This is a genomic window from Devosia sp. (assembly GCF_025809055.1).
In the GTDB taxonomy this organism is placed as follows: domain Bacteria; phylum Pseudomonadota; class Alphaproteobacteria; order Rhizobiales; family Devosiaceae; genus Devosia.
The window spans coordinates 1870172-1883201 of record NZ_CP075529.1 but is presented as its reverse complement, the minus strand read 5'-3'; the positions used below and the strand labels follow the sequence as shown (position 1 = coordinate 1883201).

At 63.9% G+C, this 13030-nt stretch carries 13 protein-coding genes; 2 read left to right on the top strand and 11 right to left on the bottom strand.

The window, feature by feature from the left end:
• Positions 1-92: 92 nt before the first annotated feature.
• From pal to KIT02_RS09115, 8 genes are all read right to left on the bottom strand, one after another.
• Entirely contained in the window at positions 93-545 is a 453-nt protein-coding gene (gene pal / locus KIT02_RS09150; protein ID WP_297585186.1) for a peptidoglycan-associated lipoprotein Pal, read from the bottom strand.
• A gap of 253 nt (positions 546-798) precedes the next feature.
• Positions 799-1824: a peptidoglycan -binding protein gene (locus KIT02_RS09145; RefSeq protein WP_297577110.1), complete on the bottom strand. Its 1026-nt coding sequence runs from the start codon at positions 1822-1824 to the stop codon at positions 799-801.
• Between the two features lie 3 nt (positions 1825-1827).
• Positions 1828-2817: a flagellar motor protein MotA gene (locus KIT02_RS09140; RefSeq protein WP_297577108.1), complete on the bottom strand. Its 990-nt coding sequence runs from the start codon at positions 2815-2817 to the stop codon at positions 1828-1830.
• 129 nt (positions 2818-2946) lie between these two features.
• On the bottom strand, positions 2947-3879 hold the full coding sequence (locus KIT02_RS09135) for an ABC transporter substrate-binding protein (protein ID WP_297577106.1): 933 nt from the start codon (positions 3877-3879) through the stop codon (positions 2947-2949).
• Positions 3880-3945: 66 nt separating this feature from the next.
• On the bottom strand, positions 3946-4740 hold the full coding sequence (locus KIT02_RS09130) for an inositol monophosphatase family protein (protein ID WP_297577104.1): 795 nt from the start codon (positions 4738-4740) through the stop codon (positions 3946-3948).
• Positions 4741-4871: 131 nt separating this feature from the next.
• Positions 4872-6020, bottom strand: coding sequence for a tetratricopeptide repeat protein (locus KIT02_RS09125; RefSeq protein WP_297577102.1), 1149 nt, complete (start codon positions 6018-6020; stop codon positions 4872-4874).
• Positions 6017-6625 (bottom strand): thiamine phosphate synthase, encoded by a 609-nt coding sequence (locus KIT02_RS09120; protein ID WP_297577100.1) that lies wholly within the window; start codon positions 6623-6625, stop codon positions 6017-6019. Before KIT02_RS09120 ends, KIT02_RS09125 begins: the two co-directional genes overlap by 4 nt.
• Before the next feature lie 187 nt (positions 6626-6812).
• Positions 6813-7841: a class I fructose-bisphosphate aldolase gene (locus tag KIT02_RS09115; protein ID WP_297577098.1), complete on the bottom strand. Its 1029-nt coding sequence runs from the start codon at positions 7839-7841 to the stop codon at positions 6813-6815.
• 213 nt (positions 7842-8054) lie between these two features.
• Between KIT02_RS09115 and KIT02_RS09110 the strand changes: the two genes are divergently transcribed.
• Entirely contained in the window at positions 8055-8885 is an 831-nt protein-coding gene (locus KIT02_RS09110; protein WP_297577096.1) for an aldo/keto reductase, read from the top strand.
• A 285-nt stretch (positions 8886-9170) separates the two neighbouring features.
• Here the strand turns inward: KIT02_RS09110 and KIT02_RS09105 are convergent, their stop codons facing one another.
• Positions 9171-10373, bottom strand: a complete 1203-nt coding sequence (locus KIT02_RS09105) for a phosphoglycerate kinase (RefSeq protein ID WP_297577095.1) — start codon at positions 10371-10373, stop codon at positions 9171-9173.
• 464 nt (positions 10374-10837) lie between these two features.
• Between KIT02_RS09105 and KIT02_RS09100 the strand changes: the two genes are divergently transcribed.
• Complete coding sequence (locus tag KIT02_RS09100; protein WP_297577092.1) at positions 10838-11284, top strand: hypothetical protein; 447 nt, start codon at positions 10838-10840, stop codon at positions 11282-11284.
• Here the strand turns inward: KIT02_RS09100 and KIT02_RS09095 are convergent.
• On the bottom strand, positions 11271-11798 hold the full coding sequence (locus KIT02_RS09095) for a putative glycolipid-binding domain-containing protein (RefSeq protein ID WP_297577090.1): 528 nt from the start codon (positions 11796-11798) through the stop codon (positions 11271-11273). The genes KIT02_RS09100 and KIT02_RS09095 overlap by 14 nt on opposite strands.
• Before the next feature lie 197 nt (positions 11799-11995).
• Positions 11996-13003, bottom strand: coding sequence for a type I glyceraldehyde-3-phosphate dehydrogenase (gap, locus tag KIT02_RS09090; RefSeq protein WP_297577088.1), 1008 nt, complete (start codon positions 13001-13003; stop codon positions 11996-11998).
• Positions 13004-13030: the final 27 nt, after the last annotated feature.

Sequence of the window (13030 nt, the reverse complement as noted above, 5' to 3'; positions counted from 1 at the left end):
GAAAACGCCCGGGCCATTTAGTTGGCTCCGGGCGTTCTTGCCTCCAGTTTTCACTGGATTGTGGGCTGTCCGCGTCAGCGGAGAGCCATGGTTTACTGCACGACTGTGACGGCGCGGCGGTTCTGGCTCCAGCACGAAATGTCGTTACAGATCGCGACCGGGCGTTCCTTGCCGAAGGACTGGCTCTGGATGCGCTGGGCGTTGACGCCGCGGGACACCAGATAGTTGACCACGACCGAGGCGCGGCGGGCGCCCAGCGCGATATTATATTCGCGGGTGCCGCGCTCGTCGGCATGGCCTTCGATCATGATGCGGTAATTGGCATATTGATTGAGCCACTGGGCCTGCTTGTCGAGCGTGGCCATGGCTTCGCTGGTCAGCGAGCTCGAATCGGTGGTGAAGAACACGCGGTCGCCCACAGTCACGATGAATTCCTGCTGGCTGCCGGGGGCACCGCCGCCGGGGCCGGTATTGCCGACGCCGGTCATGCCGACATTGTCGGCGCTGCGCGAACAGGCTGCGATGGTAACGACGAGAAACAGCATCGCGGCGGCGCGCAAAGCGGTAGTGATGGGGGCAGGAAGGACCACGGGAGGCTCCTCGGAAAAAGCGACAATGTTAAGCGCAGCATTTACCGCGCTTAATCTTAAAAGCCGGTGTGCCAGCGTGGTTAATCTTTGCCTATTGGGGCGCGGATGTGGCAGGAATCCTGGCTTTTTTGTGGCGTTGCCGCGGCGCAACAGGATTTGGGGCTGATCACATTAAGGTTAAGGCCGCCGGGCCCAGCGTCTCGCCCGGCTAGCCTTCGGTCAGCTTGAACTCGATGCGGCGGTTGCGGCGGTAGGCTTCCTCGGTGGTGCCAGTGTCCAGCGGAGCGAACTCACCGAAACCAGCGGCCACCAGCCGGGCCGGTGCGACCCCGCGCGAGACCAGATACTGGGCGACCGAAATGGCGCGCGCGGCGGACAATTCCCAGTTGGACGGGAAGCGGGCATTGGAGATCGGCCGGCTATCGGTATGGCCGTCGATGCGCAGCACCCAGTTGATGTCGTCCGGGATTTCGTTTTCCAGCTGCAGGATGGCGTCGGCCAGGGCATCGAGCTCAGGCAGGCCGTCGGAGGCGATATCGGCCTGACCCGGATCGAACAGCACTTCCGACTGGAACACGAAGCGGTCACCCACCACCCGCACATCGGCGCGGGTTTCGAGAATTTCCCGCAGCCGGCCGAAGAAATCGGAGCGGTAGCGGGAGAGGTCCTGCACGCGCTGGGCCAGCGCCAGGTTGAGGCGGCGGCCCAGATCGGCGATCTGGGTGCGCGATTCCGCATCACGGCTTTCCGAGGCTTCGAGCGCGCCTTCGAGCGCCGCGATCTGGGTCCTGAGGGCCGCCAGTTGCTGGTTGAGCAACGCCACCTGGGCATTGGCCTCATCGGACAATTGCTGGGTTTCGAGCAGGTCCGATTCGAGACCGGCAATGGTCGAGTCGCGGTCGCCGATGCCTGCGCCAATTCCGGATAGCTGTCCGGTCAGCCGCTCGTTCTCGCTGCGCGCCCCGGCCAGGGTCGCGGTCAGGGTGGCCAGCTGCGAGGTCAGGTCGTCGGAATTGGCCCGTTCCAGTTGCAGCAATTCGGTGAGTTCGGCGATCTGGCTGTTGAGCCGGGCCAGCGCCGTGTCGCGGCCCTGGATTTCCTGGCCGAGGAAGAACTGGGTCAGCATGAACAGGCTGAGCATGAAGATGATGACGAGCAAGAGGCTCGACAGGGCATCGACGAAGCCGGGCCAGTAGTTGGCTTCCTGACGGCGGCGGCTGCGGGCAAAGGCCATGGCCTAGTCCCGTCGCTCGTTGTCGGCTTCGTTCAGCATGGCCTCGATCAGGTCGCGCAGCTTCTTGTTGGTCTCGCCCTGTTCGACGATATAGCGCCGCAAATCGTCCTGTTCGGTGCGGATATGCTTGACCAGTCCATCGATGCCGCGCGCCAGTTCGGCCATGGCGCGGATGGCGTTCTGGCTCGAATTGACATTCTGGTTATTGGCGCCGAGCCGTTCGATCAGGGCCTGCACGTCGGGCCCGCCGGCATTGGCCTGCATGGCGGTGACCGGATGGTCGAGTTCGGTCATCGAGGTCATCCAGTCCTCGAGATCGGTGTAGAAGGCGTTCTGTGCCTGGCTGGTCTGTAAGTCGAGAAAACCCAGGATCAGCGAGCCGGAAAGGCCAAACAGCGAGGACGAGAACGCCGTGCCCATGCCGCCCAGGGGCGCGACGAGGCCCTCCTTGAGATTGCCGAACAGCGTTGCGGTATCGCCGGCGGTCACGTCGAGCGCATTGATGACATTGCCCACCGAACTCACGGTTTCGAGCAGGCCGTAAAAGGTCCCCATCAGGCCCAGGAAGACGAGGAGCCCCGTCAGGTAGCGCGAGGTGTCCTTGGCTTCGTCGAGGCGATTGCCCACCGAATCGAGGATGGAGCGCATATTGGCCGGCGTGATGATCGCTTCCCCGATCCGCTCGCGCAGGATGCCGGCGACAGGCGCCAATAGAACCGGCGGGCGCGTATTGGTGGCGCCATTGCCGTCCTGCAGCGAATTGACCCATTTGACCTCGGGAAACAGGCGGATGATCTGCCGGAAACTGAGGAAAATGCCGATCGCCAGCGTGAACAGGATCAGCGCATTGATGAAGGGATTGGCCCAGAAAAACGTGATGATCGTCGAGAACAGGATGGCTGCGACCAGCGCCACCAGAACCAGGAAAATGACAATCTTGACGAGATAAACCGCCGGGCTGGAAAGGTGGTAGGGATCGTAACCTTGCGTCATCTCGTGCCGAACCTTGCCCCTCGCCGCAAATCAACCGCCCCGAGTCTAGAGGCGGTCGAAAGGCGTGACAATTAAAAAGGTTAACGGCGCGCTGTGGCGAGATCGGGGCCGGTGCAGCTACCGCCGTTCTTACTGGCCCAGAACCGTACTGAACACGGGAATGAGGCGATCGAGTGCATAGGGAATGGACAGAACCGACGCATTCGAGAAGGCCAGGTTGTCGAGGACCATCAGGCCGCCCGTTTCCGCCTGAGGAACGAGGCCCAGCGTCGGCGTCTCCGCAATCAGTTCATCCAATGTGCGGCCGAAGGGATAGATGAGGGTAACGTCGCCGACATAGTCGCCCACCAGTTCCGCAGAAACGGAGATGGACGACTGACCGGACGGGATCGAATCGGTGCCCGGAACCGGCTCAAGGCCGATGGCATAGAGAGCGCCATTGACGATATGGCTCTCCGCATAGCTCGAAATGCCGCCGCTATAGATATCGAGATAGTTTCCGGTTTTTCCGGCGAACTCAGGATGCGCCGCCTTTTGCGCTGCCAGATAGGCATCAAGCTCTGCCAGCAGTTTGTGACCGTCGGCCTCCCGGCCCAGGGCCTTGGCAATCAGCAATGTCGTCTCTTGCGTGGTGGCGCCCCAGCCAGCGGCGCCCTTGGGCAGGTAGAGGGTTGGGGCAATCAGGCTCAGCCGATCGTATTCTTCCTGAACACCGCCGGAATTGGCGAAGACGATCAGGTCGGGATCGGCGGACGCAATGGCCTCATAGTCGAGCTCGCGACCGATCCAAACGGTTGGCTCGCTGGTCAGCAAGTCTTCCGCCCAGGGCCCAACGCCCTTGGCGAAATCATATATCGAGCGAATGCCCACCGGCTGGATGCCCAGGGCGAGAAGGGTGTCGGCGTCCCGATTGCTGAGCACGACGATGCGCGATGGCGCGCCGTCGAGCGAGACTTCTCCCATGGCGTGCTCGACGGTCAGCGGAAAGCTGTCCTGTGCCAAAGCCGGGGAGAGCGTGAGTGCGGCCAGGACAAGTCCGGCAAGTGCAGTGCGAATGGACAAGGACAAACCCCGAAACCAATTGGATTTCGGTGGTTTCTATTTTTGATGACTTAAATAGTCAAATTATTACTGAACGGGCTTGAGGCTCTTGAGCAGGGCGCCCTGGAGCGTTTCGTTGCCGGCAACGATCTGGCCGTTCCAGACCGAGCCGGGCTGGCCGGCATAGTCGGAGACGAGACCACCGGCTTCCTTGACCATCAACAGGCCGGGGGCGACGTCCCAGGGCTTGAGGCCGGCTTCCCAGAGCGCATCGTAGCGCCCGGCAGCGAGCCAGGCCATGTCGAGGCAGACCGAGCCGGAGCGGCGGATGCCGGCCACGGCGGGATTGATGGCCGCCAGCTGGCGCAATTGCAGGGCGTCATTGGAGGTGCCCTGGGTCTTGATGCCGGTGCACACCACTGCTTCCGAGAGATGGCGCCGTGCGGCGACACGCAGGCGCTTGCGGTCGGCCAGCCAGGCGCCGCCACCTTTTTCGGCGGTGAACAGCTCGTCCATGGCCGGATTGTAGATCACCGAAGCAACGATTTCCTCGCCCCGCTGCAGCGCGATGGCGACGGCGAAAAGCGGGATGGAGTGCAGAAAATTGGTGGTGCCGTCGAGCGGGTCGACGATCCAGGTATGCTGGCCATCCGAGCCGGCAACCTCGCCACCCTCTTCCATCAGGAAGGCATAGGTCGGGCGGGCCTTGCGCAACTCGTCAAAGACGATCTGCTCGGCCCGCAGGTCGGCCTTTGACACGAAATCGGCCGGGCCCTTTCGCGACACCTGCAGGTTCTCGACCTCGTTGAAGTCGCGGCTCAGTGATTTGCCGGCCTTGATGGCGGCGTTGACCATGACATTGAGGAGGGCGGAACGCGCCATAGGAACTGCTCGCAAGGCTCATGCGGCCAAGCCCGGCACCGGTTGCTTCCGCCCCGGCCGGCCCGAGGACAACAAGGTCCTGCCGCTGGTTTCAAGTGTGGCGGGCTTATTGCCCCAGAACCGGCTTGGGTTCAAGGGCTTTGCTGGTCAGCATCCGTCTCGCCTTCGGCGCTTTCCGGCTGCGTATCGGCGCCGGAGGCCTCTGGCGCCGCGCTCGTGTCTTCTGCCGGGTTGGGGTCGACCACCTGGCTCGGGGCATTTTCGGGGTCGAGCGGATTGGGCAGGTCCGGCCCATCGACCGCCTCGACCGCATCTGCCGAAGGTGGCGGCGTCGCGCCGGGCGGCAGGGATGGCCAGTAGCGGGCGCGCTCTTCGGCGCGGGCCAGTGCCTCGGGCGCCAGCGAGACCAGCAGGCGGTCCAGGCTCGCATCGGTCAGGCCCTGGCGGCGCGACAGCGACCGCCACATGGCGGCGCTTTCAAGGTCGATTGCGACGCCTTCGCCCACCGCGAGCAGTTTGGCATAGCGGTTCTGCGCCACCGGATTACCCAGTTGCGCGGCCTTGCCATACCAGGTCACGGCCTCTTCGACATTTCGCGCAATGCCCTGGCCGAGATAGAGCAGGGTGGCATAGTCAACCTGCGCCGCCGCCAGGCCCTGTTCGGCGGCAAGGCCGATATAGCGTGCGCCAGCGGCCTCGTCCGGAAACACCCCGGCGCCCTCCAGCAGCATCGAGCCATAGTCGTATTGGGCCTCGGCCAGTTCGGCATCGGCCGCCTGTTTCATCAGGTCGGCCGCCTCGGTCAGGCTTGGCTCGGCATAGATGCCTTCGACATGCAGGAGCGCCAGGTTGTACTTGGCGGGCGGGTAGCCGGCATTGGCGGCGGCGACGAACAGGTCGGCCGCCTTCTTGCGGTCCTTGGTCACCCCGACACCGTCCTGGTACAGCATGCCCAGTTCGAACGTGGCGAGGCGGTCGCCATTATTGGAGGCGAGCTGGTACCAGCTGGCGGCGCGCTCGGCGCTCTGCCCGACGCCGAGGCCCTTGGAATAGATTTCGGCAATCAGCGTCTGGGCGGCGGCATCACCCTGTTCCGCACGCGGCAGGGCCAGTTCGAGGGCGGTGAGGAAATAGCCGCGCTGAAAGGCGCCAAAGGCATAGTCCACGGGCGCGCGCGGGCCGAATACGTCGGTGCTGACCGCATCGGCATTGTCCTGCTGCGCTGCCAAAGGCGCGCTCATGGCGACGAGCAGCGCCAGGATGAGCCCGGGCCGGTTCATCGCGTCTGCGCCAGTTCGGGCCGGGCAAAGCCGGCCAGAGCCCCGGCCGGGTCCTGTGCCGCCCAGATGCAGTCCGAAAGGCCGATGAACTCGGTGGTGGCGCTCGCGAGCAGGTCCGGCTCGGCCTGCGGAACTGACAGGACCGCCGGGACTTCAAAGGTTTCCGCCCACCATTGTGCCAGGTCCGTAGCCTGCGCGTCATTCTCGCCGGAGAGCGGGCCGAACATCACATAGTCGACATCGAGTTCGCCAAAGCTCATGGCGTCGTGGCGGCTGCGGACATTGCCGACACCGACAATGCCGTCGGGCTTGAGCGCGGCAATGGCAGCCCGGATCGCCTTGATGCCGCCCTCGGTCACATGCACGCCGTCGGCGCCGATGGCCTGGGCCAGGCTGGTATCGTCCTCGACCAGCACGGCGGCTCCGGCGGCCTGTCCGATCTGCACGAGACGTCCGGCAAAGTCGCGATAGGCAGCTTCGTCCATCTGGCCACGGCGCACCAGCAGGGCCGCTACCTCAGGTCCGCTGAGCACGCCCATCAGGCGGCGCGGAAACTCGGCCTGGTCCGGATTGCCGGGAGTAATGAGATAGAGTTGGGGTGCCATTTAGCTTCCGGAGATGACGCAACGCGCGTCCCTAGGCCGGCATTTTGGCAACAAAGGGACCTGCCTCCAATAGGGCATGGCCGGCGGGGTGGCAATCGGTGCGGCCATGCGCCCCGCAAAGACAAAAGCGGCGCGCATCCCGCATGAAGGATGCGCGCCGGCCGACGTTGGGAGTCGTCGGGGTGGATCAGGCCGCCCGGTCCCGATCGTTGGACCATTCGCCCAGGGCGGCCAGCGAATTCATCTGGGCGCGGTGGGCAAAGGCCTGGCGGGCGGTGGTGAAGTTCTCGCGCCGGCCGGCCCAGGTCCGCAGCGCCGCGTTCTGCAGGGCGCGGCCATAGGAGAAGGTCAGCGGCCAGGGCTTGCCGGCAATCCGGTTCATCGCCGACAGGTGCGCGGTGGCTTCCTCGTCGGTCTGGCCGCCGGACAGGAAGGCAATGCCCGGAACGGCGGCCGGCACATGCTCGCGCAGCACCTCGACCGTGCGGCGCGCCACGTCATCGACGCTGGGCCGATCGCGGGAATTGATGCCGGGCAGGATCATGTTCGGCTTCAGCAGCATGCCGGCCAGGTCGACGCCGGCCAGGCGCAGTTCCTTGAACACATTCTCGAGAACATCGCCGGTGACCTGGGCACAGCGTTCCATGGAGTGATTGCCCGGCTCCCCGTCGCCGACCACTTCCGGCTCGACGATCGGCACGATGCCGGCTTCCTGGCACAGCATGGCGTAGCGCGCCAGAACGTGGGCATTGGCGCGGATATTATTGCGGGTGGGGGCAATGTCATTGATGGTGATGACCGCCCGCCACTTGGCAAAACCGGCACCAAGCTGGGCATATTGCTCGAGACGCTGGCGCAGGCCATCAAGGCCCTCGGTGATCTTTTCACCCGACTCGCCGGGCATGGGGAAGGCACCACGGTCGACCTTGATGCCGGGAATGACGTCGCTGTCTGCCAGCGTGGCGCGGAAGGGGGTGCCGTCGGCGGCTTCCTGCTTGAGCGTCTCTTCGGTGAGAATGACGCCGGAAATGTAGTTCTTCATGGCGTCGCTGGCGCCGAACAGCATCTCGCGATAGTCGCGACGCAGGTCGAGCGTGTTGGGCAGGTTGATCTTGGAGAAGCGCTTGCCGATCGTGCCTTCGGATTCGTCGGCGGCAAGAATGCCCATTCCGGGCGTCATCAGCTTCTGGGCAATCGCGTTCAGCGACTTGGTCATGGCAGTCCTCGTGGGCGTGGGATTGGCCGCGAGATTAGACTTTCGTCACGCCGTCCGCGATTAGACCTAGGGTTATTAGACCAAAGGCTGATCTTGTATGGAAGATTTCCGGCAAGCCCCCGGCCGGGTTGGTTTCGCGTCCTATCTATCGTAAAGTGCCGATCACGTCTTTCCGTGCTTCGGCACCCTTCCCACAACTGACAGGACGACGAGATGAGCACGCAACCGCACGTGACCTTCAATGACGGGCGCACGATTCCGCAGATCGGGCTGGGGGTGTGGCAAACACCCAATGATGTTGCCGTCAGCGCAGTGCAGACTGCCCTCAAGGCGGGCTACCGCCACATCGACACCGCGGCCATCTACCAGAACGAAGAGGGTGTTGGAGAGGGCATGGCCGCCTCCGGCATCGATCGGCAGGACATTTTTCTCACAACCAAGGTCTGGAATGACGACCAGGGGTTTGACGAGACCCTGAAGGCCATGGACGAGAGCCTCAGGCGGCTCGGCACCGACTATGTCGATCTCTACCTGATCCACTGGCCGTCGGCCTATCGCGGCAAGTTTGTCGACACCTGGAAGGCACTGATCCGCCTGCGCGAAGAGGGCAAGGCAAAGTCTATCGGCGTGTCGAATTTCGAGGGCGACTATCTCGAACAGATCATCGCCGAAACCGGCGTTACCCCGGCGCTCAACCAAATCCAGCTGCATCCCCGCTTTCAGCAGAAAACGATGCGCGCCAAGCACGAAAACCTTGGCGTCAAGACCGAGAGCTGGAGCCCCCTGGGTCAGGGCAAGCTTTTGGACGATCCCCGCATCGCCGACATTGCCCGCCGCCACGGCAAGAGCCCGGCCCAGGTCATCATTCGCTGGCATCTCGACAGCGGCCTCATCGTCATTCCCAAATCGGTGACGCCCAGCCGGATCGTCGAAAATTTCGACGTCTTCGATTTCGTTCTCAGCGCCGAAGATATGGCCGTCATCACCGGCCTCGACGCTACCGACGGCCGCCTCGGGTCCGACCCGGTGACGGCACAGTTCTGACGCCTGTCAGGCCTCAGGCATCAGCAGACATCGCGCTGCCTGTCGAAGGTCTTATCCTGAGCCAGTCGAGACCTCATCCTGAGCTTGTCGAAGGACGAGGTCTTGGCAATGGCGGCGCCCACGCCCCCAGCGCTGCCCTCGGGCCCGATCCGAGGGCCAGGGAGAAAGCCCGGAATCTGGGACTTTTGCGCGGGAATTACGGCCCTCGGGTCGAGCCCGAGGGCAGAATGGCGGGTGGGAAGGCTCGGCTGACGTCAGGCTTACGTTTGAAGCTCCGCCTTCACGTCACTTCTTCAGCGCCACGACGCCCGGCAGGGGCTTGCCTTCCATCCATTCGAGGAAGGCGCCGCCCGCGGTCGAGACGTAGCTCAGCTTATCCTTGACCCCGGCATGGGCGAGCGCCCCGACCGTGTCGCCGCCACCGGCGACCGAGACCAGGTGCCCGTCATGGGTGCGCTTGGCCACATGCTTGGCAATGGCCACCGTGCCCGCGTCGAAGGGCTCCATCTCGAAGGCGCCGACCGGGCCGTTCCAGACCAGGGTATGGGCGTCATCGATGGCGGCGTTGACGCGATCGATCGAGATCGGACCCATGTCGAGGATCATGCCGTCCGGGTCGATGGCGTCGACGCCATAGAGGCGCGTGGGCGAATGGGCCTTGAAGTGCCAGGAGACCACCGCATCGATCGGCAGGATGATGGCGCAATTGGCCTTTTCGGCCTTGTCCATGATGCGGCGCGCCGTGTCTGCGAGATCCTTTTCGCACAGCGATTTGCCGACGCCGTGGCCCTGGGCAAACAGAAACGTATTGGCCATGCCGCCGCCGATGACGAGGCCATCCACCTTGGTCACGAGATTTTCGAGCAGGTCGATCTTGGAGGAGACTTTCGCGCCGCCGACGATGGCGACCACCGGCTTCTTGGGCTTGCCGAGCCCGGATTCCAGCGCTTCGAGTTCGGCCTGCATGGCCAGGCCCGCAGCCGCCGGCAGCAGGTGCGCCAGCGCTTCGGTCGAGGCATGGGCGCGGTGGGCCGCGGAAAAGGCGTCGTTGACATAGCAATCGCCCAGGCTCGCCATGCGCTTGGCCAGCTCGATGTCGTTTTCTTCCTCGCCGGGGTGGAAGCGGGTATTTTCCAGGACCAGAACGGCGCCGGCCGGGGCGTCGTCGATGGCCTTTTGGGCGGCGGAGACATCTAGCCAGTCGGTGGCGACGAAGCCGACCGGATGGCCGGTTTCATTGGCAATGGCTTCGCAGACCTGCTCCAGCGAAAACTGCGCATCGACCTTGCCCTTGGGACGGCCGAAATGGCTCAACAGCACCACCTTGGCGTCGTGCTTGACGATCTCGCGGATCGTGGGCACCAGCCGCTCGATGCGGGTCGCGTCGGTCACCTTGCCATCGGCCAACGGCACGTTGAGATCGGCCCGAAGCAGGACGCGCTTGCCGTTGAGATCGAGTTCGTCGAGGGTCTTGAAGCTGGCGCTCATGGGTTGGCTCCCGGGTCAGATGTCTGCGGGCTGGGGTAGCAGAGTGGCACGACAGGGGAAAGCGGGGGAGAAAAAAATCTCTTGGGCCGCCCGACCGCGGCGTCACTGGAGCGTTTCACCCTCAAACTGAACCATCGCCCCCTTCGCCCCCTCTCCCCTCAGGGGAGAGGGAGGGGTGAGGGGTGAAGGCCTCTCGGCAAAACCGTGAGTGTGAACCCCTCATCCGGCGCTTCGCGCCACCCCGGATCAAGTCCGGGGCAGGCTCTTCTCCCCTCAGGGGAGAAGGGAAAGGCTCCGTCGTTTCAGTCTTGTCGTGAAATGATCTAGGGTCCGCAAAGGCCCGCTTCTGTCTGCGGCCCCACTTACGGACTTGTTCTTGTCGCCTTTGCGCCCCACAACGCATTGATCCCGGCGGGCTGCGTCCTCCGATCCGGGAGATGCGTCGTTATGTAGATTGGGCTGGCATGAGTGAACCCCGACCTGTATCGCGCAGTTTTCTCATCGTGGTGTTCGGCCCGCTGGTCGGAACCTGGACCATTCTCGCCCTCACCCTGGCGATGAGCGGCATGAGCGGCACGCCGCTTCCGGCTTCGGACCTTGGCTATGTCCTTGGGGTGGGCCTGCTGCTCGTTTCCGCATTCGGCTGGCTGGCCGGCCTGCCTCCCGCCATCGTCTCGGCGATCGCCTGGCATTTTGTCGGCCCGCGCGTGCAGGGCAGTCGCACGGTTGCTGCGGCCCTGGCGATCGGTGCGCTTTCGGGCATGGCTCTGGGCTGGCCGATCTTTGTGTTCTACCTCAGGGCCAGCCAGATCACGCCACAGGGCTTTGGCCTGCTCGCACTGGCTGGCGCCGTTGCCATGGCGGCAACGGCCCTGCCGGGGCGCGGGCGGGGCGAGACTAGGCCTGCGTGAACAGCCCCGGATAATCCACCACCAGTCCGTCTCCATCGAGCGTGATGTCGCGTTCGAAATCGGCCGACTGGAAGCGGAAGCGGGTATCATCGAGCCTGGTATAGACCTGCTCGGCGCGGCTGACGCTCATGTCGGTGGCATCGATCCAGGCCATGGCGAAGCGCAGGGGCTGCCCGGTCCAGGCGCTGCGCCAGATAGGCAGGGAATTGGTCAATGGCGTCGGCCAGATATCGACGTCGATGCATCCCCTCAGCGCCGCGATGGGTTCGGCCCGGTCGTCCGACCAGCCGCCGGCGCCATCAGCGAAAAGTTCGAGTGTCCTGCCGTCGGCGCGCTCGATTCTCACCGTCCGCGTATGGCCGTTCTCGTCGAGTTTCAGCCGATAGAAGAGCCCGAAATCCGGCCCGACAATGGCGCCGCGAATCCGGGTGTCGCGCGTTGTGGCAATGATGTGGGCATGCTCGATGGTGTCGAGGTCCAGGCCGCGCCAGCGAATGGATCGGTTGAGGGGCATTGGCCTGTCCATAACTGGCGGTCACCACCGGGTCATTCCCGCGAAAGCGGGAACCCCTGTTTATCGTGATCCGGGCCGTTGAAACAGAGGTTCCCGCTTTCGCGGGAATGACGCACAAGCGGGGAGGCGATTTGGGCGCGCCCAAAAAAAAAAGGGCGCCCCGCAGGACGCCCTCCGATCGTTGCACCCGTCTGGCCTCAGAGCGTCTTGCCCAGGGCCACGGCCGTGTCGGCCATGCGGTTGGAAAAGCCCCATTCATTGTCGTACCAGCTGAGGACCGACACGAAATTGCCGTCCATCACCTTGGTCTGGTCGAGCGCCAGGGTGGAGGAATGAGGGTCGTGGTTGAAGTCGATCGAGACATTGGGGAACTCGGTATAGCCGAGAACGCCCTTGAGTTCGCCATCGGCATACTTCTTCACCGCGGCATTGATTTCCTCGGCCGTCACTGCGCGCTTGGCGATGAACTTGAAATCGACGCAGGAGACGTTCGGGGTCGGCACGCGGATCGAGACGCCGTCGAGCTTGCCCTTGAGCTCGGGCAGCACCAGGCCAATGGCCTTGGCGGCGCCGGTCGAAGTCGGGATCTGGCTGAGGGCTGCAGCGCGGGCGCGATACATATCCTTGTGCATGGTGTCCAGCGTGGGCTGGTCACCGGTATAGGAATGGATCGTGGTCATCATGCCCTTTTCGATGCCGAACTCCTTGTGGAGCACATAGGCAAGCGGGGCCAGGCAATTGGTCGTGCACGAGGCGTTGGAGATCACCACGTCGTCCTTGGTGAGGGACTGGTGGTTGATGCCATAGACCACGGTCTTGTCGGCGCCATCGCCGGGCGCGGAAATGATCACCTTCTTGGCGCCGGCCTTGAGGTGGGCAGAGGCCTTTTCCTTGGAGGTGAAGATGCCGGTGCATTCGAGCGCGATATCGACGCCCATCTCGCCATGCGGCAGCTCTTCAGGATTGCGGATCGCCGTGACCTTGATGGGGCCGCGGCCGACATCGATGGTGTCGCCGGAGACGGTCACCTTGTGCGGGAAACGGCCATGCACGCTGTCGAAGCGCAGCAGGTGGGCATTGGTCTCGACCGGGCCGAGGTCGTTGATGGCCACGACCTCGATGTCGGTGCGGCCGGATTCGATGATGGCACGCAGAATGTTGCGACCGATGCGGCCGAAGCCATTGATGGCGACCTTGACTGCCATGGAAAGACGCTCCTTGGGAGGGTTTTT